This window comes from Micrococcus sp. iso_229 (genome assembly GCF_058072725.1).
The window spans coordinates 499,422-523,612 of sequence record NZ_CM176514.1 but is presented as its reverse complement, the minus strand read 5'-3'; the positions used below and the strand labels follow the sequence as shown (position 1 = coordinate 523,612).

The following is a 24,191-nucleotide window of genomic DNA, read 5'->3' as shown; positions in this document are numbered from 1 at the left end:
CGCCGGGCGTCCGGTGCGGCACCGGGCGCCCGCGCCGTCCTAGGATGTGACCATGACCGCAGAGAACACCGATCAGCAGTTCCGCATCGAGCACGACACCATGGGCGAGGTGAAGGTGCCGGTGAACGCGCTCTACCGTGCGCAGACCCAGCGCGCCGTGGAGAACTTCCCGATCTCCGGCAAGGGCCTCGAGCCCGCCCACATCCACGCCCTCGCGCAGGTCAAGAAGGCCGCGGCCAAGGCGAACGCCGAGCTGGGCATCATCTCGCAGGAGCGCGCGGACGCCATCGTCGCCGCCGCGGACCAGGTCATCGCCGGCGACCACGACGACCAGTACCCGATCGACGTGTTCCAGACCGGCTCCGGCACCTCCTCGAACATGAACACCAACGAGGTGCTCGCCACCCTCGCCACCCGCGCCCTGAAGGAGGCCGGCTCCGAGGACGAGGTGCACCCCAACGACCACGTCAACGCCTCCCAGTCCTCGAACGACGTGTTCCCGACCTCCGTGCACGTGGCCGTCACCGCCGCCCTCGTGAACGACCTCGTCCCGGCGCTGGACCACCTGGCCGTCTCCCTCGAGAAGAAGGCGGAGGCCTTCGCCGGCATCGTGAAGTCCGGCCGCACCCACCTCATGGACGCCACCCCGGTGACCCTGGGCCAGGAGTTCGGCGGCTACGCCGCGCAGGTCCGCTACGGCATCGAGCGCATCCAGTCCGCGCTGCCGCGCGTGGCCGAGGTCCCGCTCGGCGGCACCGCCGTGGGCACCGGCATCAACACCCCGAAGGGCTTCTCCGCCCGCGTGATCGAGCTGCTCGCCGAGGAGACCGGCCTGCCGCTGACCGAGGCCCGCAACCACTTCGAGGCCCAGGCCAACCGGGACGGCCTCGTGGAGGCCTCCGGCCAGCTGCGGAACATCGCGTTCTCGATCATGAAGATCAACAACGACCTGCGCTGGATGGGCTCCGGCCCGAACACCGGCCTCGGCGAGATCGCCCTCCCGGACCTGCAGCCGGGCTCCTCGATCATGCCGGGCAAGGTCAACCCCGTGATCTGCGAGGCCGCGATCATGGTGTGCGCCCAGGTGATCGGCAACGACACCACCGTCGCCCTGTCCTCCACCAACGGCGCCTTCGAGCTCAACGTGGGCATCCCCGTGATGGCCGCCAACCTGCTCGAGTCCATCCGCCTGCTGGCCAACACGACGCGCGTCATGGCGGACAAGATGATCGACGGCATCGAGGCCAACGAGGAGCGCTGCGCCTTCCTCGCCGGCGCCTCGCCGTCCATCGTGACCCCGCTGAACAAGGTGATCGGCTACGAGGCCGCCGCCAAGATCGCCAAGCACGCCGTCGCGAACAAGATGACCGTGCGCGAGGCCGTCGTGGACCTCGGCTACGTCGAGCGCGGCGAGGTCACCGAGGAGCAGCTGGACAAGGCCCTGGACACCATGTCCATGACCCACCCGGAGTGATCCGGCGGATCCGGTGAGCGGCGCGACGCCGCCTCCCGGGCCACGACGACGAGCGGCCGTCCTCCCGTGCGGAGGGCGGCCGCTCGTCGTTCACGCCAGCACCAGCACTCCGGCGGCCGCCGCCACCATCGCCGGCCCGAACGGCAGCGCCGTCCGCCCCGTCGCCCGGCCCGCGAGCACCAGCACCCCGGCCACCACTCCGCCGAGCAGGATCGCGCCCACCCCCGCGGCGAGCACCGCCGTCGGACCGAGCACCCCCGTGTACACGCCCAGGCCGCCGGCGAGCTTCACGTCCCCCATCCCGAGGCCACCGCGGCTGAGCACGTGCAGCGCGAGCATCGCCACCGTGTAGCCGAGACCGCCCAGCAGGCTGCAGAGCGCCAGGTCACCCCGGCCCGCCAGCAGCGCTCCCCCGGTCATCGCCGCCAGCCCGCCCAGCGCCAGCCGCAGCGTCCACCGGTTCGGCAGCCGATGCTCGCGCAGGTCCGTGCGCACGAGCACGCCCGCGCACACCGCGAACCACACCAGCCCCAGGGACCACAGCACCGCCGTCGCCGTCGCGCCGTGCGTCCACGCCCACCCCAGCCCGCTCATGCGCCCAGCCTAGGCCGGGCGGCGCGCCCGCCGGGCCGCCGTCCACAGGGCGATCCGGCCACCTCGCGTTCACGGTCCGGCCACCCGGTGTTCTGCCGACAGCGCAACCGGATCCGCCCATTGCGACGACCCCTCGCGCGGGTCTACTCTGGACTCACGAGCTTCCGGCCGTCTCATGGATGTGCGGGGCTCACACAGACCCCATGGCCTCAATCCCGTTTCAAGGGGCCATGGTGGCGGGCTTCCTCGGTCCCCCATCCCCCCTCCGCGGGGCCGAGCACCCCCGCCGGGGGCCGCTGCTTCGGCAGCGGCCCCTTTTTCATGCCCGACCCCGCCGGCCGGCTCAGGCCCGGCCCTCCTCCAGCACGTCCGTGACCAGTGCGGCGATCGGTGAGCGCTCGGAACGGGTCAGCGTCACATGCCCGAACAGCGGGTGGCCCTTGAGGCGCTCCACCACGGCCGCGATGCCGTCGTGCCGGCCCACGCGCAGGTTGTCCCGCTGGGCGACGTCGTGGGTCAGCACCACCTTCGAGTTGCGGCCCATCCGGCTCAGCACCGTGAGCAGCACGTTCCGCTCGAGCGACTGCGCCTCGTCCACGATCACCCACGCATCGTGCAGCGAACGGCCGCGGATGTGCGTCAGCGGCAGGATCTCCAGCATCCCGCGGTCCACCACCTCGTCCACCACGGACGGGGAGACCAGGGCGCCCAGGGTGTCGAACACGGCCTGCGCCCACGGGCCCATCTTGTCGCCCTCCGAGCCGGGCAGGTAGCCCAGGTCCTGGCCGCCGACGGCGTACAGCGGACGGAACACGACCACCCTGCGGTGCTCGCGGCGCTCCATCACGGCGTCGAGGCCCGCGCACAGCGCCAGCGCGGACTTGCCGGTGCCCGCGCGGCCACCGAGGGAGACGATGCCCACGCCCGGATCCGTCAGCAGCTCGATCGCCAACCGCTGCTCGGCGGAGCGGCCGTGCAGGCCGAACACGTCGCGGTCCCCGCGCACCAGGCGGGCCCGGCCGCCCTCGCCGACCCGCGCCAGGGCGGAGCCCCGGGGCGCGGTGAGCACCAGCCCCGTGTTGACCGGCAGGCGGTCCGCCTCGGCCGGGGCCTCCCCCGGCCCGGTCTCGACGCCCGTGCCGGCCAGGGACCCCAGCGGGATGCCGGCCAGATCGACCTCGCCGTCGTCGTAGAGCGCGTCCAGCCGCTCCTGCGCCACGCTGAGGGAGACGGTGCCGCGCCAGCCCGAGTCACGCACGAGCTCGTGACGGTACTCGTCCGCGGCAAGGCCCATGGCCGCCGCCTTCACGCGCATCGGCAGGTCCTTGGACACGACCGTCACCGTGGCGCCTTCGTCCGCGAGCGCCTTCGCGACGGCGAGGATGCGGGAGTCGTTGTCCGTGCCGCGGATGCCCAGGGGCAGCACGTCCACGGACACGTGGTTCAGTTCGATCCGCAGCGTGCCGCCCTCGGGGGTGATCGGCACGGGCTGATCCAGCGCGCCGTGGCGACCGCGCAGGTCGTCGAGCAGGCGCAGCGCCGTGCGCGCGTAGTAGCCGAGGTCGGGGTCGGCGCGCTTGGCCTCGAGCTCCGAGACCACCACGAGCGGCAGGACCACCTCGTGCTCGGCGAAGTGCAGCAGGGCGCGCGGGTCCGAGAGCAGCACGGACGTGTCCACCACGTAGGTCCGCAGGCCGGCCGCCTCCGCCGGCCCCGCCTCGGCACGCGCTTGGCCCGGCCGGCTCGACGGCTCCTGCCGGGTCTGCGCGTGCTCCACGAGCTCTGCCACCATGTCTGCCTCCTGTGCCGGTGAACCATGTGGGCGGGGGTCCGCCCACGGGCCACGCTAGGAAGCGGCGTCGTCCGCCGGGGCCCGGCACGGTGAACCCGGGATGAAGTCGCGGTGACGGTCCGTCCGGGCCCCGCCACGGTCCCCGAGGGCCAGTGCTCTCTACACTGGAGACGCGCCGCCGACGTCCCGACGGCCGCCCGCTCCCCGTCCCCAGGAGGGCCCTTGAGCATGCACCGCCCGTCCCCCGGCCTGCCCGATCTGCCGGGCGGCCCGGCCCCCGCCCCGACCCTGGCCGAGCGCGCCGGCGGCCGCCTGCTGGGCGCCGTCGCGCCCACCGCCGTGCTGATCGCGGCCATGTGGGTCGCGCAGTTCGTGCTGATCTTCCTCGGCCGGGTGATCATCCCCGGCGTGGGGCTGATCCCGCGACGCCTCGAGGGCCTGGACGGGGTCCTGTTCTCCCCCGTGCTGCACGCCGGCTGGGCCCACTTGATCGGCAACACGACGGCGCTGCTCGTCCTCGGTCCGCTGGCCGCCCTGGTCTCGCGCCGACCGGTGGCCCTGCTCGTCTGCGCCTGGCTGGGATCGGGCCTGCTGACCTGGGTGATCGGCACCCCGGGCGTGCACATCGGCGCCTCCGGGATCGTGTACGCGCTGATCGCGTTCCTGATCGTCTACGGGATCGCGGTGCGGCGGATCGGGGCGGTCGTCGTCTCCGTGCTCGTCGCGCTCACGCACCTGGGCTCGAGCCTGATCGGCCTGCTGCCGGCCCCCGGCATCTCGTGGACCGGCCACCTGGCCGGGGCCGTCGTCGGGGTGCTGCTGGGCCTGTGGTGGGGCCGCGCCGACCGTCAGGTGCCGAACCGGCGCTGACGGCTGCCGTAGTCGCGCAAGGCACGCAGGAAGTCGACCTTGCGGAACGCGGGCCACATGGCCTCGCAGAAGTAGAACTCCGAGTACGCGGACTGCCAGAGCAGGAACCCGGAGAGCCGCTGCTCCCCGGACGTGCGGATGACCAGGTCCGGGTCCGGCTGGCCGCGCGTGTAGAGCCGGTCCGCGATCTGCTCGACGGTGACGGACTCGGCCACCTCCGCCGCGCTGTGGCCCAGGGCGTGCTCGTCCCGCAGCAGCTCGCGCACGGCGTCGAGGATCTCCTGGCGGCCCCCGTAGCCCACGGCCACGTTCACGTGCACGCCGTCGTGGCCCTTGGTCTGTTCGGCCACCTCGGCGAGCCGTCGCGCCATGGGCTCGGGGAGCAGGTCCACCGCGCCGACCGGCTGCACGCACACGGGGGCGCGGCCCTCGGCCGACTGGGCGAGGCGCTCCGCCGTCGTCTGGATGATCTCCAGGAGCGGGGCGAGCTCCTCCGCCGGACGCCGCAGGTTCTCGGTGGAGAGCATGTAGAGCGTGACCACGGGGATGCCGGCCTCGTCGCACCAGCCGATGAAGTCGAGGATGCGCTCAGCGCCGGCCTGGTGGCCCTGCTGCGTGGACGCCCCGAACGCGCGGGCCCAGCGACGGTTGCCGTCCACCAGCACGCCGATGTGCCGTGGCAGGCGCTCCGGGTCCAGGCCGCGCGTCAGCCGCCGCTCGTACAGGCGGTAGAAGGCCTCGGGTCGACCCACGGCGCGCTCCCCTCTCGGACGGTCCTGCGAGCCTCCAGGATACGCGCGCGGCACACAGCGACCATCCCGTGCCCCGGCCCCGGGCCGACCGACGACAATGGAGGCATGGACCCTGTGACACCCCTCCGCGAGACCGACGCCGCCCGTCGCCTGCGCTGGCGCATCGAGCGCATCCGCGACCCCGACCATCCGCTGTACAAGCCCCGACTGCGCGGTTGGATCCACGCGGTCATGGCGCCGCTGACGCTGGCGGCCGGCATCGTGCTCATCGTGCTCGCGCCGACCGCGACGCTGCGGTGGGCCAGCGCGGTCTACACCGTGACGGGCCTGCTGCTGTTCGCGGTCTCGGCGACGTACCACCTGGTGCAGTGGAACGAGGTGGTCTCCCGTGTCCTCAAGCGGTTGGACCACACGAACATCATGCTGGTCATCGCCGGCACCTACACGCCGCTCTCCCTGGCCCTGCTGGCTCCGGACCGGGCGCGGGTGCTGCTCACCCTGGTGTGGGTGGGGGCCGTGGCCGGCGTCGCGTTCCGGGTGCTGTGGACGGATGCCGCGCGCTGGCTCTACACGCCGGTGTACGTGGTGCTCGGGCTGGCGGCGCTGCTGTACCTGGGCGACTTCTTCGCCGCGGATGCGGCGGCGGGGTGGCTGATCGTGGCCGGCGGCGCCGCGTACATCACGGGCGCGGTCTGCTACGCGCTGCAGGCCCCCACGATCCACCGCGAGTGGTTCGGCTTCCACGAGCTGTTCCACGCCTTCACGGTGGCCGGCTTCGTGTGCCACGCCGTCGCCATCTACCGGGCGGTGCTCGTCGTCGCCTGAGCGTGTCGAGGAAGGGGGTCTGCGCCCCGCCGGGCAGCGCCGAGGCCCGCAGACGCGCCGCTACGGTCATGCCGTAGCGGCGCGTCTGCGGGCCTCAAGGGTTCGGGCGTGGAGTCTCCGGCGTCGAGTCTCGGGCGTGCACGGGCCCGACGACGGTCAGTCGCGTCCGGTGTCCGGGGCCTGGGGCTCCGGGGCCGGCTCCTGGAGGTAGCCGGGGTACTTCTCCTGCAGGCGGCGCAGCCGGTCCTCGGAGTCCGCGTCCAGGTGCTCGCCGCCCGCGCGCGCCTCGTCCGGCAGGTGCTGCTGATGGCGCTCCACGAGCATGGCCTCGGCCTGCGGGGAGCGCTGCTGGACGCGGCGCACGGAGCGGACCATGACGCGGAAGACGATGATCGCCATGACCACCATGAGCGCGGTGAACAGGAACCCTTCGATGCCGGGGGTGACCTCCGCCTCCTCGAGCCCGGGGCGCAGCGTCGGCTCCGGGACGGCGGGCACCGGCGCGGGGCTCGCGGCCGCGAGCGCGGTGAGGACGAGGGGAAGGCCAGACAGGGGTGTCACGCCGCCCCACTCTACCGGCCCCGGCCGCACGGCCCGAGCCGGGTCGGCTCAGCGCAGGCCGGCGAAGAGGTCGTGCTCCGGCAGCTCGGAGGGCACGCGCGAGTCGATCAGCGCGAAGTCCTCCCACGGCCAGGCGCGCCGCTGCAGGTCGTGGGGGGCGTCGAAGAACATGCCGTCGGGGTCGATCTGCGTGCGATGCGCCCGCAGGGCGGCGTCGCGCTCGTCGAGGAAGCCGGTGACGTCCACCTGCGTGGTGACGTCGTGGTCCGCGGTGACCCACGGCGGGATGACCTCCGGGTCGGGCACGTCCTCCCCGGCTTCGCGGCGGCGCAGCACCTCGCGCATCGCGTCCATCGCGTCGAACATCATCAGGCGTCGGGCGAACGGCACGTCCTCGCCGTCGGCCTCGGCCACCGCGGCCATCGTGCGGAACTTCCGCGGGTTGAAGCCGCAGTCGTAGTAGACCTTCGAGACCTCCCACGCGGGCCCGGCCTCGGGGTACTCGTCCGCGAGGCCCGCGGCCCGGTAGGCCTCCATCGTCACGGCGTGGGCCTGCAGGTGGTCCGGGTGCGGGTAGCCGCCGACCTCGTCATAGGAGATGAGCACGTGCGGGCGGAACCGGCGCACGAGCGAGATCAGCGGGGTCGCCGCATCCCGGAGCGGGACCTCGGCGAAGCAGTTCGCCGGGAGGGCCGGCAGCGGATCCCCCTCGGGCAGGCCCGAGTCGAGGAAGCCGAGCCAGGCGTGCCGGATGCCGAGGATGCGCGCGGCCTCCGCCATCTCCTCGCGGCGCACGGCCGCGATGTCCCGGTCGGCCCGGGTGGTGTCCCCGAACGACGGGTTGAGCAGGGTGCCGGCCTCGCCGCCGGTGCACGTGACGACCATGACCTCGGCCCCGGCCGCCGCGTAGGCGGCCATGGTGCCGGCCCCCTTCGAGGACTCGTCGTCCGGGTGGGCGTGCACCGCCATGAGGCGCAGCCCGGTGGAGGGCGGCAGGGCGGTGCCTGCGGCGGGCTGGGCCTGGGGGGTCTGATCGGTCACGGGGATCGCACACTCCTGTCCGGATGGCGGGGCCGACGCGGGGACGGCGGCGTGAGGGGGCGGGGCCGACGTCCTGATCGGCCTCCGGCGGCGGGCAGCGGCTAGGGTGGAGGGGATGTCTCACCACGCCCCCGCGGTCCGCGCGCAGGACCCCACATTAGCCAACCGGTACGGCACGGACCACACGCGTCCGGGCCGTCGTCGGCTGTGGGCGGTCCTCGGCGGGCTCGGGCTGGTCGTGGCCGTGCTGCTGTCCGTGTGGATCGGCCTGAACATGTCCGTGGGCGCCATCGAGTACAAGGACGTCGGCTTCACCATCGAGGACGACGGCCACGCGACCGTCACCTTCCAGGCCTCCGTCCCGGAGGGCGTCCAGGCCGAATGCGATGTGCTCGTCACCGACTCCCACGCCGCCCCCGTCGGCTTCCGCACCGTCCGCCTGGAGACCCTGCCGGCCGACCGGCGGGACTCCCCCTCGGACGCGCAGCAGCGCTACACCGTGGACGTGCGCACCGTGGTGCGGGGCGACTCCGGCGTCGTCGAGACCTGCCGCAAGGTCTGAACCCTCCCGGCCCGCTCCGCCCTCGGCGTAGCGGGCGCCTTTGGTGTGACGCACACCGCCCGGATAGACTCCTCGGAGCATTCCCGCCCCGCCGGTGAGTCAGGCAGGCGTCGCACGGAGCCCTCGGGCCACGCGCGTCCTCCTGATCGGCGGGGTCTTTCGCATGCGGGCGCGTCCGCCGGACGCGGATCGCGCGCCGGACCCGGTGTGCCGCGCCCCGGACTCCGCATCACCCGAGACAGAAAGGCGGAACAGAGCATGACCACCAGCCAGTCCGACGCCCCGTGGCTGACCCAGGAGGCGTACGACCGCCTCTCCAAGGAGCTCGAGCACATCTCCGGCCCCGGCCGCCAGGAGATCATCGAGCGCATCGAGGCCGCCCGCGATGAGGGCGACCTCAAGGAGAACGGCGGCTACCACGCCGCCCGCGAGGAGCAGTCCAAGAACGAGGGCCGCATCGCCGAGCTGAAGCACCTGCTCGAGACCGCCCGCGTCGGTGAGGCCGCCGAGAACGACGGCGCCGTGCACCCGGGCACCGTGGTGACCGCCGTCGTCGCCGGCGACGAGATGACCTTCCTCTTCGGCAACCGCGAGATCGCCGCGGACGACGAGTCGCTCGAGGTCTACTCCGAGCGCTCCCCGCTCGGCGAGGCCATCAACGGCGCCAAGAAGGGCGACAAGGTCTCCTACACCGCCCCGAACGGCAAGGACATCGAGGTCGAGGTCAAGGACGTCCAGCCCTACTCCGGCTGACCCTCCCCGGCCCCGACGACGGCCGCGGTCCCCTCGAGGGGCCGCGGCCGTCGTCCGTCCCGGGCCCCACCGCGCCCCCGTTGCTACTCTGGCCCCATGCTGACCGTCGAGAAGGCGCACCTGCTGCTCACCCGCGAGGACGGACTCTCCGAGAGCCCCTCCCACCACCGCGTGGCCCTCGCGGCCGCCGCGCTGGCCGACCATCGCTCCGCCGGGATCGTGACCCTCGAGGACGTCCCCGTGGATCGGGCCCGCGTGCTCGTGACCGCGGCGGGCACCACCGGCGACCCCGTCCTGGACTCCTCCCTCCGAGAGGTCGACGCCCTGGCCGGCCGGCCGCTCGTGTCCACCGTCGCGGCCGGGAAGCCGGACCTGCGCAAGGCCGTCGTCGCGCATCTGACCGAGACCGGCCGCCTCACCGAGCGCAAGGCCTTCCTGGCCACCCGACACGTCCCCCGCGGCACCGAGCGCGCCGAGCTGCTCGCGCACCTGACCGCCGTGGTCCTGGACGAGGCCGAGCCCTCCGACGAGGACGTGCTCCTGCTCGGCGTGCTGCAGCACCTCAACCTGGCCCGACGCCTGCTGCCGGGCGCCCACGAGCGCTATGACCGCCGCGAGATGGTCCGCCGCATCGAGACGCTGACGCGCGAGGACCTCCTGGTCCAGGCCGTGCGCCGCGCGGTGGGCGGGACCTCCGGCACCGTCACCGCGGCCGCCGCCGGCTCCGTGGCCTGAGCCGGCCCGGTCAGGGCAGCGGGGCCGGGCTGTAGCCGGCCGCGCGCAGCGCCTCCAGGACCTGGGCGGAGTGCTCGGCGCCGCGGGTCTCCATGTCGATCGTGATGTGCACGCCGCCCATGGACAGCTCCGGGCCGACGCGGGTGTGGTCCACGCGCACCACGTTGGCGTCCGTGTCCGCGATGATCCGTGAGATCGTGGCCAGCTCGCCCGGGCGGTCCCGCAGCGGGATGCGCACGGTCATGTAGCGCCCCGCGGCCGACAGTCCGGCCTGGATGGACTTCAGCATGAGCATCGGATCGATGTTCCCGCCGGAGAGGATCACGGCGGTGGTGCCGAGCTCGAAGCCCAGGTCCGCCGTGCGGCCCGCCAGCAGGGCGGCCACCCCGACGGCGCCCGCCGGCTCCACGACGAGCTTGGAGCGCTCGAGGAGGTGGACGAGGGCCGCGGCGATCTCGTCGTCCGTGACGGTCACGACGGCGTCCACCAGCTCGGCGGCGATCCGCAGCGGCAGGGCCCCGGGCTTGCCGACGGCGATGCCGTCCGCGATGGTGGACACGCTCTCCAGCACCTGGACGCGGCCCTCCTCGAGGGAGCCGGGGAACGCGGCGGCGGTGGCCGCCTGCACCCCGATGACGCGCACGGTGCGCCCACGACGCCGGGCGGCCTCCTTGAGGGCCACGGCCGTGCCGGCGATGAGCCCCCCACCGCCGATGCCCATGATCACGGTGTCCACGTCCGGCAGCACGTCGAGGATCTCGAGGCCGACGGTGCCCTGGCCCGCGATCACGGCCGGGTCGTCGAACGGCGGGATGAACACGGCACCGGTCTCCGTGGCCCACCGCTGCGCCTCGGCGAGGGACTCGTCCACGGTGGAGCCGTGCAGGACGACCTCGGCACCGTGGTCCCGGGTGGCCTGCAGCTTGGGCAGGGCGACGCCGTGCGGCATGAAGATGCGGGCGCGGATGCCGAGCTTGGCGGCGGCGAGGGCGACACCCTGGGCGTGGTTGCCGGCCGAGGCGGCCACGACGCCGCGGCCGCGCTCCCCCTCGCTCAGCTGCGCCATCCGCACGTAGGCGCCGCGGACCTTGAACGAGCCGGCCCGCTGCAGGTTCTCGCACTTCAGGTGCACGTCCGTGCCCACGGCCCGGGAGAGCGCCCGGGAGTGCTGCAACGGGGAGCGCTCGGCGATCCCGCGCAGCGTCTCGCGCGCCCGCTCGATCTCCCCGAGGGTGACGGGCAGCTCCGCCGGGGCCGGCGGGCCGTCGGCGGGCCGCACCCACCGGGGCGACGGCGTCGGGACGGTGCGGTCCGGGGCATCGGTGGCCTGCGCCGCGCCCATCAGGCGTCGTCCCCGTGCCGGGTGCCCGCGTCGGCCTCGGAGGCGAGGGCCGCGTCGTCGTGCGTCGAGGGGCGGTACCGGTGGGAGCCGGCCGCCTCGTCCTCCGCGCCGCCCGGTTCGAGGGCGTGGTCCGTCCGCTCCGTGAGCTCCTCGGGGGTGTCCGCGGTGAGGGCGCGGACGAAGCTGTTCACGAAGGCCAGCACCGGCACGGCGAACACGGCGCCCGCCAGACCGAGGACGGTGGAGCCGGCGGCGACGGCCAGGAACACGGCCAGCGGGTGCAGCGCGACGGCCTTGCCCATCACGAGCGGCTGCAGGACGTTCGACTCGATCTGCTGCACGAGCAGCACCACGCCCAGCATGAGCAGCGCGTTGACCAGGCCGTTGGACATCAGCGCCAGGAGCACCGCCATCGCGCCGGTCAGGGTGGCGCCGATCATCGGGATGAACGAGGCCAGGAACACGAGCACGGCCAGCGGAATGGCCAGCGGCACGCCCAGGATCAGGGCGCCGATGCCGATGCCGACGGCGTCGATGAACGCCACGAAGATCTGCACCCGCACGTAGGAGCCGAGCGACTGCCAGCCCGAGCGGCCCGCACGGCCCACGGTGGCCCGGTGCGCCTTCGGCACGAAGATCAGGAGGAAGCGCCAGATGCGGTCGCCGTCGTAGAGGAAGAAGATCAGGGCGAACAGGGCGATGAACAGGCCCGCGCCGATGTTGACGGCCGTGGAGCCGAACGTGACGGCGCTGTTCATGAGCGTGGCGGAGTTGTCCCGCAGTGTCTGCCACAGGCCCTCCAGCCCGGCACCGGAACGGGGGATCTCCACGCCCACGCCGGCCAGCCAGGCGATCGCGTCGTCGACGGCCTGGCCCAGCTGGTCGCCCAGTTGGGCGAAGCCCTGGACGATCTGCTGACCGGCGAGCCCCATGAGGCCCACCACGACGACGATCAGCAGCAGCACGCACAGCAGGGCGGCCGCGACGCCGGGCACCCGGATGCGCCGCATCGCCTGGTACACCGGGGCCAGCAGGGTGGCCAGCAGCGCGGCCACCAGGATGGGGATCAGCACGAGGCTCACGAAGCTGAGCAGGTACACCACGACGCCGACGCCGATGACGACGGCCACCAGCCGCCAGGACCAGGCTGCGGCCACCGTCAGCCCGTAGGGCACGTCCTTGTTGATCTTGGTCTGGGCCGCCAGGGTCGAGCTCACGCGCGATCCTCCTCGTGTGGGTGGTCGGGGACATGGGGGGTCAGACCCCACTGGACGCTCCAGCGGGCGTGCGGGGCGAGCCGGTGCAGGCCCTCCCCCGAGTTCAGGGCGTCCGCGGGAGCGGTGAGCGGCTCCACCGCGAGCGCCGTGTCCCGGCCGGGCAGCCGGTCCGTGACGAAGACGTGGGTGTAGGCGAACGCGTGGTCGGACCACAGGGTCACGGCCCGGCCGTCCGCGGCGAGCAGGGTCTGGCGGTGCCGGCCGTCGGCGTCCGGGGTCAGGCCGGTGAGGCACACGTCCAGGGCGTCCTCGCCCACGGTCCGGCCGCGGCGGAAGTCCAGGTCCGTGCCGTCCACCGGCAGGGTCTCCACGGGGATGAGGTCCTCCCCCGTGCGGATCCAGGCGTCCGCGGGCACGCGCAGGCTCAGCTCCGCCGTCGGGACGTCCCCGATCCGCAGGAACGGGTGGGCGCCGACCGCCACGGGCACGGTGGCGTCCGTGTGGTTCTGCACCTCGGCGGTGACGGTGAGGCCGCCGTCCGCCTCGAGCTCGTACGTGACGCGGTGGGTGAGCCGGAACGGCCAGCCGTGCTGGGGGTGGATCTCGCCGCGCAGGGTCACCGCGTGGGCGGAGAACGTCTCGGTGACGAAGTGGGTGTTGCGCAGCAGGCCGTGGCTGGCGTGGCCGCGCGCGGGTTCGGTGACGTCCAGAAGCTGCTCGACGCCGTCCAGGATCCAGCGGGCGCCGGCGACGCGGTTCGGCCACGGGCTCATCTGGATGCCGTTGGCGGCGGGCGGGACCACGTCCGGGCCGTACGGCTCTGTGAGGTCCACGCCGGCCACGCGGTACCTGCGCAGGGCACCGGCCAGGCCGACGACGACGGCCTCCGCGGACCCGCGGTGCAGGCGGTGCTGGGTGCCGGTGGCGTCCGGGGCCCCGAAGGCGGGCAGGTCGCTGGTCTCGGTCACGGGACCTCCTGGGTGACGGCGAGGGACCCCCTCAATCTACGCCCTCGCGGACGCAGACCGCCCCGGCCTGTGCAGGACCGGGGCGGCGGTGCGGGTCTCCGTGCGGGGACGGGACGGACGGGTCAGTCGTTGCTGCGCAGGATGGAGAGGATGCGCAGGATCTCGATGTACAGCCAGACCAGGGTCACGGTCAGGCCGAACGCGACGGACCAGGAGTACTTCTGCGGGGCGCCGTTCTTCACGCCCACGGCGGCCATCTCGAAGTCCATGGTCAGCGAGTACGCCGCGAGAAGCACGGCGAGCGCGCCGATGATCAGGCCGAGGCCGCCGGTGCGCAGGTTCGCGATGCCCGTCCAGGTCAGGACCAGGTTGACGAGCATGAACACGAGGTAGCCCAGCATGGCCGTCATGACGATCTTGGTCATGCGCGGGGTGGGGCGGAACTTGCCCGAGGTGTACAGGGCCAGCATCACCGCGAACACGGAGAGGGTGCCGAGCACGGCCTGCACCACGATGCCCGGGTAGGACGCCTCGAACACGGCGGAGATGCCGCCGAGGAACAGGCCCTCGGCCAGGGCGTAGAGCATGATCAGCACGGGGGAGGGCTCGCGCTTGAACGAGTTGACCAGGCCGAGGACGAGGCCGGCGATCGCGCCGACGATCATCAGGCCCGGCGAGAACCAGCCGACCGCGCCGGCCACGACGACCAGCACGAGCATGAGGCCGGTCTTGCCGACGACGTCGTTGTAGGTCATCCGGCCGGTGTGCTCCGGGCTGGCGGCTGGGGCACGGAAGGCGTCCTCCATGGACTGCTGGTGGGCGTAGTCCTGCGCGGCCTGGCCGGCGCCGAACGCCTGGGCCCGGCCGGAGGGGTCCTGCTGGCCGTAGGGGGACTGCGCGGACTGCGTCCCGCCCTGGTACCAGCCGGGCTGCGCCTGTCCGCCGCCCTGCATCTGCTGCTGGAAGTTCTGAGAGTTCATGACCGGATTCGCCACGGCTCGCTCCTTCGGGTCGAGTCGGCCCGGTCGCACGCCGCTGCGGTGAGCCGCGCTCCGTGCCCCGGGGTTCCCTCACAATCCTATCGACACATGCCCGTCCGTGCGCGGGCCCCGGGCGCGGATCCGCGTGGATTCGCGGGCTGTTCACGGTGGGCGCAGAGGTGAAGCGCCCTCATCCGTACCGCAGGCCCCACTCCGTCCGGTGGACCGACTCCTCCTCCAGGGCGGTGCGCGTCAGGTCTGGTAGTGGGTGCGAGCGTGCAGCACATCGGCGAGGTGCGTGATCGACCATTCCTCCAGCGCCTGCAGCGGGGCCCGAAGGCTGTGCCCGGCCTCGGTGAGCCGGTACTCCACCCGCGCTGGGACCTCCGCGTAGACCGTACGCACCACCAGGCCGTCCTCCTCGAGGGCGCGCAGGGTCTGGGTGAGCATCTTCTGCGAGATCCCCTCGATCCGTCGGCGCAGCTCGGAGAACCGGAGGCTCTCCTCTCCCAGCGCCCCGACGATCAGGATCGTCCACTTGTCACCGATCCGGTCGAGGATATGCCGCGTCGGGCACCCCTGCTCGTAGGGGTTCCCGCGCTTCGATCCCGCCTGATTCATGGTTACCACAAGGTGCCTACTTCCCGAATGTCGCCTGGTCTCCTACAGTAACCACCACCTACTGATCTCACCAAGGATGGAGAAGCACCGAGATGACTGCAATCACGGTTGTCGGAGGAACGGGGTACGCGGGAGCCGCGATCGTCGCCGAGGCCGCGCGTCGCGGCCACACCGTCACGGCCATCAGTCGAACGGCCCCCGGGACACAGGTCGAGGGCGTCGACTACGTCACCGGCGACCTCACCCAGTCCGTCCCCGACATCGCGGGTGCCGAGGTCGTCGTCGCCGCGCTCTCACCACGAGGGGACAATGCGGGCAAGCTGCGCGACGCCTACCGTTCGCTCGCCCAGGCGGCGGCCACGAACGGCGCCCGGTTCGTCGGGATCGGGGGATTCAGCTCTCTCCGCCCGGCGGAGGGCGCCCCGCGGTTCGTCGAGGGCGACGATCTGCCCCCGGAGTTCGCCGCCGAAGCTCGGGAGATGAACGACATCCTCGCAGACCTCGCCACGGGGTCCGTCGACGTGGACTGGCTGTTCGTCAGCCCGGCCGCAGAGTTCGGCTCCCACGCGCCCGGGGAAGCGCTCGGACGCTACCGCGTCTCCGGCGAGGTCGCGCTGTTCGACCAGGACGGGAAGTCCGCGATCAGCGGCGCCGACTTCGCCCGCGCCGTGCTCGATGAGATCGAGACGCCCACCCGCCACCGGGCGCAGATCCACTTCGCGTACTGACGTCCCCGGAGCCTCTCCGCGCGGTTCGGCGCCGCAGTTCTGGGGCCCACCAGGCGTGCTCCATGAGCGCGCGGCCCGGACACGGCCGCCGGATACAGCGGGGGGTCGGTGCGGCGGACGTCGGTCGACTCCTCCTCGGCACGGATGAGGCGCAGGGCGCGCTCACCGGGACCGCGGACGCCGACACGGCTCGAACCCCAGCCCGTGATCCTCTGGACTGCGGTTCGAGCCGTGCGCGTGGGGTGCCCCCGGCGGGACTCGAACCCGCAACACGCCGATTGTCGGTCGGTGATCCCATGCCGCCCAGGGGGTGCCCGCTTCCCGCATGATACCGGCGATTCTGGCGGCCCTGCGGGCCGGCGACCGCGCGCATGGCGAAGACGTGCGCGTCCGGGGTTCTGTCCATCGCCGCCCGCTACGAGGAGATCACGTCGAACCCTCTGCGGGAGGTCTCGGCGATCCCGGCGGCCCGGAATGAAGTTCGCGTCCTCTCCCGCGCGGACGTGCGGACCCTGCGGCGAAAGTTGGGCGAGTGGCAGTCGGCGCCGTTGCAGAACGGCCGGTACACGCGCCCGGACGATCTACGGGATGTCGTGGACGTCATGCTCGCCACGGGGTGCCGTATCTCGGAGGCGCTGGCCCTGCGTTGGGCCGCTGTGGACCTGGACGGCCGGCACGTCGAGATTACGGGCGCCGTCATGGTCACCACGGGCGGGATCACGCGCCAGGATCACCCGAAGTCGCGGGGACCGGTCCAGCGGTACACGGTGGACGCGCACACGGCAGACATGCTCCGGGGCCGATGGGAGCGGATGACGTCTCTCGGCGTCGTGTCGTCCGTGGTGTTCCCGTCGTCGAGGGGACCCTGCGGGACCCCTCGAACTTCCGCACGCAGTGGCGGAAGGCGCCGGCGGCGAACGGGTTCGAGTGGGTCACGCCGCACACGTTCCGGCGGACGGTGGCAACGAGGCTCGCGGACGCGGAGGGGTTGACGGCAGCGTCGGCGTACCTGGGGCACTCGAACGAGGCGATCACGGCCGGGCACTACCGGGCGAAGGCGCCAGACGCGGCGGACATGAGTGGCACACTGGCTACATTCTGGGATGAGGAGAATGCATGACTGGAACACCACCACCGCGACCGGGGCCCCACATTGGCAGGAGCCAGCAGGCCGCCCCCCAGACGCCAGCCCGGGAAGATGATCCCAGGACCAAGTACCGCTCTACGAACGGCACCGGGGGGACGTGGTTCGACGCTAAAGAGGCTCCAGAGTTCAAGCATTGCCCGGTCGCCCGCGAGATCACTCAGATCATGGACGCACTGGAAGCAACTGACGAGGACGCCCACCTTGAAGCCAAGTCACAACCCAAGCGATTTATCCGTCAAGCACGCGAGGGGACCCTCACCTTCGACGACCCACCGGCGGCTGGCGAACTACCGAAGTACCCGGACATGCTCGAAATCCGCGTTCAGGTGAACCCTGATCACCCGGACGTCAGCAAGCGTCACCTCCTGAGGCTCTACTACGCCGAGCCACCGGAGCATGAGCATGTCCTCCTGGCACTGCACTTCGCTCGCAAGCCTCGAGGACAGGACCGCGACGGCGTCCAGACGAGGCAGATCAAAACAGCCCAGTGGCGATACACAAGCGGGAACCGCGATGGCGCCACCTGGGGTCTTAGCCTGTAGCATCGCCTCACGGACTGTTAGTTTTGAGTCACGTCTCGTCGTGAGACGACAACTGGAGGTGCAAGATGTCGATCCTAGATGACCTCTTTGAGGGGGATGAGTTCAACCCTCGTCAGGTCCTGTCTGATGAACTTGTGAAGCAGACTATGGACCTGATCCCTCGCCTCGTGGCCATCCGTGAGTCCAAGAACTTGTCACAGGCTCAGGTAGCTAAGCGCATGGGCATCTCCCGACCAGGAGTCGCCCAGCTGGAGCGCCACGACTCGAACCCGACCCTGAGCACGATTCGTCGCTATGCGTTGGCGATGAACGCCCTCGTTGTCATCGAGGCATGCGACGGAGAGCCCTGGGCCGACCAGAAGGTCCAAGACGCCAAGGATCCCGATCTCTACGACAAGATGGCGAACAAGTGGTACATCGCCCACGCTGCGTCCCGAGGGCCACTTCGCTACAGCCACAGTGGCGCCCGAATCGGGCGCCAGGGCTCGAACGCTGACCATCATTCCTCCTACGCGATGGCGGGTGCCTCATGCGACTGACTGTCAACGGAACGCAAATTGCTCACATGTCAGCCGGCGTACTCCTGGACGACGAACGACCAGATGAGCGGCTCTTCGAGATCGAAGCGCACTTCCACCAGGAGGACGACTGCCGATATGGCGCGTTGTTCGTGACGACAGAGTTCATCGAGGACCGCCAGCATCTCCTAGTCGGTGGTGTCGTTCACTTCACCTCAGACTCCCCCCTCAACGAGGCATCCGATGAAGAGGTCATCCAGGCGACCGTGGAGGCCGGCCTGCACAATGCTGCCTACGATGCGTGCGCCATCCTGGCAAGGCAGATGAAGGGAGTGCTCGACTTCGCTCTCGAAATCGATCCGCGAACACCAGACGTGACAATCACAGTCGATCGAGCCCCCGCCGAGGTCACCGAGGACAGCGACATGGCCGGTAAGTAGGAGTTCCATTCCGGTGGTTCGGCCGGGATTCCAGGTGCTTGAACGGCCCCCGACTTGGCATCATGCCTAGTCAGGGGCCGTTTTTGGTGCCCCCGGCGGGACTCGAACCCGCAACACGCCGATTTTAAGTCGGCCGCCTCTGCCAGTTGGGCCACGGGGGCGTGGCGGGCCCGTGGACGCGGGCCCGGGTGCGGACGACGCCGGCCCCGTCCGATGCGCTCGGACGGGGCCGGCGGCCCGCTGGCTGCAGGATCAGCCCTTCGAGGACTCGAGGGCCCGCCGCCGCTCGAAGCGGCCGGGCGCGAGCTCGACGCCGGCGGCGCGGCGGAACGGGTTGAACGGGGTGTCCAGGCCCTCCACCGAGGTGGAGTCGCGGCCGAACAGGGTCTCGGCGACCCAGCCGGAGAGGATGCGGAAGCGGCGGTCCAGGGTGGGCATCGCGTAGGCGTGGTAGCCGCGGTGCGCCAGGAAGGCGGCCGGGCCGGCGATCTTCACGCCGAGCGGGTTGCCGACGCCCTTGAAGAAGCCCAGGCCGGCGACGGCGCCGAGCGACTTGTGCACGTACTCCTGCACCTCGCCCTCACCGTGGCGGACGGCCATGTAGTTGGCGGCCAGCTGCTTGGCCTGACGGCCGGCGTGCTGGGCGTTCGGGACGCAGAACCCGCCGGGGCCCGCGCCGGTCAGGTCCGGGACGGCGCAGACGTCGCCGCAGCCCCAGGCGCCCTCGAGCACGCCGTTCTCCCCGTCCTTGACCTGGAGGGTGGGGGTGACCTCGATGCGGCCGCGCTCCTCGACCGGGAAGTCGGTCTGCTTGGCGACGGCGTTGGCGGCCACGCCCGCGGTCCACACGAGGGTGTCGGCCCCGAACTTCTCCTTCTCGGACTTGTCCTTCATGTCCACGAGGGTCATGATCCCGTCCGTGGCGTCGCCCAGCGAGGTGTTGAGCAGGACCTCGATGCCCCGGTCCTTCAGGTGCTCCACCACGCCGACGGCCTGGTCCTCGCCGACCTCGGGCATGATGCGGCCCATCGCCTCGACGAGCACGATGCGGATCTCGGACTGGGACAGGCGCGGGTCACGGGCGACGGCGGTGCGGATGAGGTGCTCCATCTCGCCCACGGTCTCGATGCCGGCGAAGCCGCCGCCGACCACCACGAAGGTCAGGGCACGATGACGGGCCTCGGCGTCCACCATGAGGGAGGCGGCGTCCAGGCGCTCCAGGATCTGGTTGCGCAGCGTCACGGCCTCCTCCACGGTCTTCAGACCGATGCCCTGCTCGCCCAGGCCCTTGATCGGGAAGACGCGGGTGGTGGCGCCGGCGGTCATGGCGATGTCCTGGTAGGGCAGCTCGAACTCGTGGCCGTCCTCGCCGCGCACGGTGGCCACGCGGCGGGCGTGCTCCACCTTCACGACGGTGCCGCGCAGCACCTCGGCGTCCTTGAGATGGGTGGCGAGGTCCACGACGACGTTGCGCCCCTCGATGTGGCCGCCGACGACCTCGGGCAGGAACGGCTGGTACGTCATGTACGGCAGCGGGTCCACGACGGTCACGACGCCGCCGCGGTCCTTGACCTTGGTCTGCAGCTCCTTCGCGAGCTGGAAACCGGCGTAGCCGCCGCCGACGATCAGCAGGCGCGGCTTGGGAGACAGTTCAGGGGTGAGAGACATACCGCCAGTCTACGCACGCACGGGCCCGGCCCCTCCACTCTCCGCCGTCGTGGTCAGGACCGCAGCGAGAGCACGATCCCGTCCAGGATGTCGTGCTCGCTCGCCCAGGCCTCGGTGACGCCCGCGACCTCGGCCACCCGCTCCAGGACGGTGCTCCACAGCAGCGCGCCCGCGCCGATCACGTCCACCCGTCCCGGGTGCATGAACCCCCGCTCGGCGCGTTCGGCCCGGGTCGCCGCCACGAGGCCCTCCGCCGCCGCGCGGAACTCGGCGATCGGCAGGCGCGCACCGTGGATGGCCTCGGGCTCGTACGTGCTGAGCCCGAGGGCCTCGGCGGTCACGGTGGTCACCGAGCCGGCCACGCCGACCACGCGCGCCACGCGTTCCAGCGGCAGGCGGGCGGCGGCGTCGTCGAGGAGACGGAGCGCGTCTGCGCGGGCCGCGGTGACCTCATCCGACGTCGGGGGGTCGGAGCGCAGATGACGCTCGGTGAACCGCACGCAGCCCATGTCCAGGCTGACCGCGCCCACGACCTCGCCCGCGGGCGTGCCGACGACCAGCTCGGTGGAGCCGCCGCCGAGGTCCACGACGAGCACGAGGTCCTCCGGGCCCAGGTCCGCGGTCTCGACGGCGGAGACGGCGCCCGCGAAGGACAGGCCGGCCTCCTCGGCGCCCGAGACGACCTCCGGCTCGACGCCGAGCCGCTCCCGGACGCCGTCGACGAACGCGGCCCGGTTGGAGACGTCCCGGCTGGCGGAGGTGGCCACGAACCGGACCCGGCCGGCGTGGTGGCGCTGGACCAGGCGGGCGTACTCGTCGACCGCCGCGAAGGTGCGCTCCAGCGCGGCGTCGGAGAACGCGCCGGTGGCGTCCACGCCCTCGCCCAGGCGCACCACGCGCATCTCGCGCACGACGTCGGCCAGCGGCGCCGCCGGGTCGGCCCCGGCGCCGGTGGTCTCGTCCGTCCCGGCCGGCCGGGAGATCAGCAGGCGGATGGAGTTCGTGCCGCAGTCCACGCCGGCCACCGTCACCTCCTTCAGCGCGGCGACGCGCTCGAGGTGCTTCACGTGCCGGGAGAGGTCCTTCGTGGGCACCGCCGCGGCCTCGTCCCACGCGCCCTCGCACGCGCAGACCTCGGGCGTCCACCACGGGGCCACCAGGGCGATCGCCTCGTCCCCGAGCGGGTTCACCCCCGGCCCGGCCGCGAGCGCGTGGCCCACGAGGGCGTGCAGGCACTTCACGCGCTCGGGCATGCCGCCGGCCGAGACCCCGGCGATCTCCGGGACGGGCCCCGTGCCGGCCTCGGCCCCGACCCAGTCCCGCTCGGCGATGTAGGCCTCGTGCGCCGCGCGGTGCGCGGCCGCGAGCGCGGGGTCCTGGGCGAGGCGGTCGTTCATGCGCGCCATCTCCCCGTCCGCCTCCACGCGCGAGACCGCCGCCGTCAGCACGGGGTGGGTCAGGTAGAAGGTCGTGGGGAACGGGATGCCGTTGGAGAGCCGCGGCGCGGTGGTGGCCACGAGGGGGTTGCCGCACACGCAGCGGGCGCCGATCTCCACGACGTCCCGGACCGGGCGGCCGAGCTGGCGGGACAGGGTGTCCAGGTCCTTCTCGGTGACGGTGCGGTCCTGGGCGGGGCGGGGGCTGACGGTCATGGTGTCCTCGGGGGTGCGGGGGTGGTGCGGGCGGGGGCGGGGCGCGGGGCTCACTCGAGCCCGGCGCGGACGGCCGAGTCCCACAGGCCCTCGGCCCACGGCAGGCGGGTGTTGACGACCTCGTCCGCGCCGGCGGCGGGCGTGTCCTCGGTCTCGGTCGCGGTGTCGGTCTCGGAGGGCCGCCCCGTCACGGAGTACAGGGTCTCCCCCGGCATGACCAGCTCGAGACGCTCACGCGCCTGCTGGGTCACGTAGGCGGGATCGTCCCACAGCTGGATCCGCCGTTCGTAGTCCTCGCGCTGGGCCTGCATGGCGGCGATCTCCTCGCGCGCGGCCGAGATCTCCAGCTGCTGGTTCAGGAACGCGCGCAGCGTGGGCGCCACCAGGACGGCGGCCACCAGCAGCACGGCGACGACGATGAGCGAGCGGCCCGTGATCTGCCGGGCCGGCACCGGCTCCGGCAGCGGGGCCCGACGGCGGGCGGCCGTGGCGGCGGCGGATGCGGCGCCGCGGGGGGCGGGCCGGGGCCGACGCCCGGCCGGGCGGGCCGGAGCCGTGCGGCGCGGGGGTGCCGACGGGGATGCGGGGGCGGCGGTGTCCCCGGCGGGGGCCGTGTCGGCCCGGTCCGCGTCCGGGTGCCCGTCCAGGTGTCCGGGGTGACCGGCCTGGCGGCGCTCCTGGACGCTCTGCAGGTCGATGACCTCGGCGTCCGTCGCCGCGGGCGCCGGCGTGGGGGCCGCGGGGGTCGGCGTGGGCGCGTCCGCCTTCGGGGAGGCCGTCGTCGGGGCCGCCGGGGCCACGACGGCGGTCCGGCGCGGGGCGCCCGTCGTCGGGTCGACACGGGGCACGCGGGGGCGGCGCGGACTCATCGCGGACTCCTTCGGACGCGTGGCGGGGACCCTCCCAGCCTACTGCCCGCCCCTGGCAGGATCCTGGTCGCGCCGGGACGGGCACGGGCCCGCCCGGAAGGATCCGGGCGGGCCCGCGCGTCGTCGTCGGGGACGGTCAGCCGCGGAAGCGCGGGAAGGCGGAGCGGCCCGCGTAGACGGCGGCGTCGTCCAGGTCCTCCTCGATGCGCAGCAGCTGGTTGTACTTGGCCACGCGGTCCGAGCGGGCCGGGGCGCCGGTCTTGATCTGGCCGGCGTTGGTGGCCACCGCGAGGTCCGCGATGAACGTGTCCTCGGTCTCGCCCGAGCGGTGCGAGATCATGCAGTGGAACATGTGGCGCTGGGCCAGGGAGATGGCGTCGAAGGTCTCGGTCAGGGAGCCGATCTGGTTGACCTTCACGAGCAGGGCGTTGCCGGCCTTCTCGTCGATGCCGCGCTGCAGCCGCTCCACGTTGGTGACGAACAGGTCGTCGCCCACCAGCTGGACGCGATCGCCCAGCTGCGCGGTCAGGTGCTGCCAGCCGTCCCAGTCGTCCTCGTCGAGCGGGTCCTCGATGGAGACGATCGGGTAGTTGTCCACCAGCTCGGTGTAGTAGGCGGCCATCTCCTCGGCGGAGCGCTGCTGGCCCTCGAAGGTGTAGGAGCCCTTGTCGAAGAACTCGGAGGAGGCGACGTCCAGCGCCAGCGCGATGTCCTCGCCCAGGCGGTAGCCGGCCTTCGTCACGGCCTCGGCGATGAGGTCCAGGGCGGCCCGGTTGGACTCCAGGGACGGGGCGAACCCGCCCTCGTCGCCCAGGCCGGTGGACAGGCCCTTCTCCTGCAGCACGGTCTTCAGGGCGTGGTAGACCTCGGTGCCCCAGCGCAGGGCCTCGCGGAAGGACGGGGCGCCGATCGGGGCGATCATGAACTCCTGGATGTCCACGTTGGAGTCCGCGTGGGCGCCGCCGTTGAGGATGTTCATCATCGGCACGGGCAGCACGTGGGCGTTCGGGCCGCCCAGGTACTTGTAGAGCATGAGGTCGGAGGCCTGCGCGGCGGCGACGGCGACGGCCATGGACACGCCCAGGATCGCGTTCGCGCCCAGCGTGCCCTTGTTGGGGGTGCCGTCCAGGTCCCGCATCGCGCGGTCCACGGCGCGCTGGTCCGCGGCGAACTCGCCCTCGAGCTCCTCCGCGATGCCCTCGACGGCGGCGACGGCGTCCAGCACGCCCTTGCCGCCGTAGCGCTTCTTGTCCCCGTCACGGCGCTCGACCGCCTCGAACTCGCCGGTGGACGCGCCCGAGGGCACGGCCGCGCGGCCCAGGGAGCCGTCGGTGAGCAGGACCTCCACCTCGACGGTGGGGTTGCCCCGCGAGTCGAGGATCTCGCGAGCGTGGATGGCGTCGATCAGGGCCATGGACGGGTCTCCTTCAATCGAAGTCGGAAGTCGTGCCCGCGGCGTGGACACGGCCTCAGCCTAGCGGGGACCTCCGGTTCCGGTCGGCCGCGCGCCGGCGACAAGACCGCCGTTCCCCCCGGCTGC

Annotated in this window: 25 protein-coding genes and 2 tRNA genes; 11 read left to right on the top strand and 16 right to left on the bottom strand. The window is 72.5% G+C overall.

The features are described from left to right. Positions 1-52: 52 nt before the first annotated feature. Complete coding sequence (locus AC3RKA_RS02455) at positions 53-1,474, top strand: class II fumarate hydratase (protein ID WP_206397447.1); 1,422 nt, start codon at positions 53-55, stop codon at positions 1,472-1,474. A gap of 90 nt (positions 1,475-1,564) precedes the next feature. Here AC3RKA_RS02455 and AC3RKA_RS02450 read toward each other — a convergent pair whose 3' ends face one another. Together AC3RKA_RS02450 and phoH2 are read right to left on the bottom strand one after the other, a co-directional pair. After that, positions 1,565-2,068 (bottom strand): prepilin peptidase, encoded by a 504-nt coding sequence (locus AC3RKA_RS02450; RefSeq protein WP_002854508.1) that lies wholly within the window; start codon positions 2,066-2,068, stop codon positions 1,565-1,567. A gap of 343 nt (positions 2,069-2,411) precedes the next feature. Continuing rightward, positions 2,412-3,860 (bottom strand): RNA 5'-3' helicase PhoH2, encoded by a 1,449-nt coding sequence (phoH2, locus tag AC3RKA_RS02445; protein WP_269600331.1) that lies wholly within the window; start codon positions 3,858-3,860, stop codon positions 2,412-2,414. Positions 3,861-4,088: 228 nt separating this feature from the next. On the opposite strand from phoH2, the gene AC3RKA_RS02440 reads away from it, so the two are divergent. Next, positions 4,089-4,730, top strand: a complete 642-nt coding sequence (locus AC3RKA_RS02440) for a rhomboid family intramembrane serine protease (protein WP_230277924.1) — start codon at positions 4,089-4,091, stop codon at positions 4,728-4,730. Here AC3RKA_RS02440 and AC3RKA_RS02435 read toward each other — a convergent pair. Then, positions 4,709-5,482, bottom strand: coding sequence for an isoprenyl transferase (locus tag AC3RKA_RS02435; RefSeq protein WP_119217513.1), 774 nt, complete (start codon positions 5,480-5,482; stop codon positions 4,709-4,711). The genes AC3RKA_RS02440 and AC3RKA_RS02435 overlap by 22 nt on opposite strands. Before the next feature lie 105 nt (positions 5,483-5,587). Between AC3RKA_RS02435 and trhA the strand changes: the two genes are divergently transcribed. Then, on the top strand, positions 5,588-6,307 hold the full coding sequence (gene trhA, locus AC3RKA_RS02430; protein ID WP_489727434.1) for a PAQR family membrane homeostasis protein TrhA: 720 nt from the start codon (positions 5,588-5,590) through the stop codon (positions 6,305-6,307). Between the two features lie 156 nt (positions 6,308-6,463). Here trhA and AC3RKA_RS02425 read toward each other — a convergent pair whose 3' ends face one another. Both AC3RKA_RS02425 and mca read right to left on the bottom strand, forming a co-directional pair. Further along, complete coding sequence (locus tag AC3RKA_RS02425; RefSeq protein ID WP_101965739.1) at positions 6,464-6,868, bottom strand: hypothetical protein; 405 nt, start codon at positions 6,866-6,868, stop codon at positions 6,464-6,466. Between the two features lie 48 nt (positions 6,869-6,916). Beyond that, complete coding sequence (gene mca, locus AC3RKA_RS02420; RefSeq protein WP_080983887.1) at positions 6,917-7,909, bottom strand: mycothiol conjugate amidase Mca; 993 nt, start codon at positions 7,907-7,909, stop codon at positions 6,917-6,919. A 115-nt stretch (positions 7,910-8,024) separates the two neighbouring features. Between mca and AC3RKA_RS02415 the strand changes: the two genes are divergently transcribed. From AC3RKA_RS02415 to AC3RKA_RS02405, 3 genes are all read left to right on the top strand, one after another. Continuing rightward, positions 8,025-8,471 carry a DUF4307 domain-containing protein gene (locus AC3RKA_RS02415; RefSeq protein WP_065573344.1) on the top strand — a complete coding sequence of 149 codons (447 nt, stop codon included), beginning with the start codon at positions 8,025-8,027 and terminating at the stop codon, positions 8,469-8,471. A 258-nt stretch (positions 8,472-8,729) separates the two neighbouring features. Beyond that, positions 8,730-9,224, top strand: a complete 495-nt coding sequence (gene greA, locus AC3RKA_RS02410) for a transcription elongation factor GreA (protein ID WP_065573345.1) — start codon at positions 8,730-8,732, stop codon at positions 9,222-9,224. Positions 9,225-9,320: 96 nt separating this feature from the next. Beyond that, the gene (locus AC3RKA_RS02405) at positions 9,321-9,959 is read left to right on the top strand and encodes a GPP34 family phosphoprotein (RefSeq protein ID WP_049158804.1); all 639 of its coding nucleotides are present in this window, start codon (positions 9,321-9,323) and stop codon (positions 9,957-9,959) included. Between the two features lie 10 nt (positions 9,960-9,969). On the opposite strand, the gene ilvA is transcribed toward AC3RKA_RS02405, so the two are convergent. The 5 genes from ilvA to AC3RKA_RS02380 all read right to left on the bottom strand — a co-directional run bounded on the left by ilvA (position 9,970) and on the right by AC3RKA_RS02380 (position 15,087). Next, positions 9,970-11,301 (bottom strand): threonine ammonia-lyase, encoded by a 1,332-nt coding sequence (ilvA, locus tag AC3RKA_RS02400; protein WP_206397454.1) that lies wholly within the window; start codon positions 11,299-11,301, stop codon positions 9,970-9,972. Then, complete coding sequence (locus AC3RKA_RS02395; protein ID WP_489727433.1) at positions 11,301-12,518, bottom strand: AI-2E family transporter; 1,218 nt, start codon at positions 12,516-12,518, stop codon at positions 11,301-11,303. The genes ilvA and AC3RKA_RS02395 overlap by 1 nt, the downstream gene beginning before the upstream one ends. Further along, complete coding sequence (locus AC3RKA_RS02390) at positions 12,515-13,486, bottom strand: aldose 1-epimerase family protein (protein WP_049158801.1); 972 nt, start codon at positions 13,484-13,486, stop codon at positions 12,515-12,517. Before AC3RKA_RS02390 ends, AC3RKA_RS02395 begins: the two co-directional genes overlap by 4 nt. 122 nt (positions 13,487-13,608) lie before the next feature. Further along, positions 13,609-14,481, bottom strand: a complete 873-nt coding sequence (locus AC3RKA_RS02385; protein WP_206397456.1) for a Bax inhibitor-1/YccA family protein — start codon at positions 14,479-14,481, stop codon at positions 13,609-13,611. A 237-nt stretch (positions 14,482-14,718) separates the two neighbouring features. Next, a complete protein-coding gene (locus AC3RKA_RS02380) occupies positions 14,719-15,087 on the bottom strand; it encodes a winged helix-turn-helix transcriptional regulator (protein WP_489727432.1) in 369 nt (122 codons plus the stop codon). Positions 15,088-15,179: 92 nt separating this feature from the next. On the opposite strand from AC3RKA_RS02380, the gene AC3RKA_RS02375 reads away from it, so the two are divergent. Next, positions 15,180-15,815: an NAD(P)-dependent oxidoreductase gene (locus AC3RKA_RS02375; protein WP_387102161.1), complete on the top strand. Its 636-nt coding sequence runs from the start codon at positions 15,180-15,182 to the stop codon at positions 15,813-15,815. Positions 15,816-16,058: 243 nt separating this feature from the next. Here the strand turns inward: AC3RKA_RS02375 and AC3RKA_RS02370 are convergent. After that, positions 16,059-16,125, bottom strand: a tRNA-OTHER gene (locus tag AC3RKA_RS02370). Positions 16,126-16,617: 492 nt separating this feature from the next. Here AC3RKA_RS02370 and AC3RKA_RS02365 point away from each other — a divergent pair. From AC3RKA_RS02365 to AC3RKA_RS02350, 4 genes are all read left to right on the top strand, one after another. Next, positions 16,618-16,935 (top strand): tyrosine-type recombinase/integrase, encoded by a 318-nt coding sequence (locus AC3RKA_RS02365; RefSeq protein WP_311795641.1) that lies wholly within the window; start codon positions 16,618-16,620, stop codon positions 16,933-16,935. A 191-nt stretch (positions 16,936-17,126) separates the two neighbouring features. Further along, the gene (locus AC3RKA_RS02360; RefSeq protein ID WP_489727431.1) at positions 17,127-17,504 is read left to right on the top strand and encodes a hypothetical protein; all 378 of its coding nucleotides are present in this window, start codon (positions 17,127-17,129) and stop codon (positions 17,502-17,504) included. A gap of 65 nt (positions 17,505-17,569) precedes the next feature. Then, on the top strand, positions 17,570-18,043 hold the full coding sequence (locus tag AC3RKA_RS02355; protein WP_311795643.1) for a helix-turn-helix domain-containing protein: 474 nt from the start codon (positions 17,570-17,572) through the stop codon (positions 18,041-18,043). A gap of 26 nt (positions 18,044-18,069) precedes the next feature. Further along, entirely contained in the window at positions 18,070-18,462 is a 393-nt protein-coding gene (locus AC3RKA_RS02350; RefSeq protein WP_311795644.1) for a hypothetical protein, read from the top strand. 84 nt (positions 18,463-18,546) lie between these two features. Here the strand turns inward: AC3RKA_RS02350 and AC3RKA_RS02345 are convergent. The 5 genes from AC3RKA_RS02345 to eno form a co-directional block, all read right to left on the bottom strand. Continuing rightward, positions 18,547-18,623, bottom strand: a tRNA-Leu gene (locus tag AC3RKA_RS02345). 91 nt (positions 18,624-18,714) lie between these two features. Then, positions 18,715-20,130: an NAD(P)/FAD-dependent oxidoreductase gene (locus AC3RKA_RS02340; RefSeq protein WP_489727430.1), complete on the bottom strand. Its 1,416-nt coding sequence runs from the start codon at positions 20,128-20,130 to the stop codon at positions 18,715-18,717. A 53-nt stretch (positions 20,131-20,183) separates the two neighbouring features. Further along, a complete protein-coding gene (locus tag AC3RKA_RS02335) occupies positions 20,184-21,782 on the bottom strand; it encodes a DUF501 domain-containing protein (RefSeq protein WP_489727429.1) in 1,599 nt (532 codons plus the stop codon). A gap of 50 nt (positions 21,783-21,832) precedes the next feature. Continuing rightward, positions 21,833-22,651 (bottom strand): FtsB family cell division protein, encoded by an 819-nt coding sequence (locus AC3RKA_RS02330; RefSeq protein ID WP_230260095.1) that lies wholly within the window; start codon positions 22,649-22,651, stop codon positions 21,833-21,835. A gap of 136 nt (positions 22,652-22,787) precedes the next feature. After that, positions 22,788-24,065, bottom strand: a complete 1,278-nt coding sequence (gene eno, locus AC3RKA_RS02325; protein WP_489727428.1) for a phosphopyruvate hydratase — start codon at positions 24,063-24,065, stop codon at positions 22,788-22,790. Between the last annotated feature and the right edge of the window lie 126 nt (positions 24,066-24,191).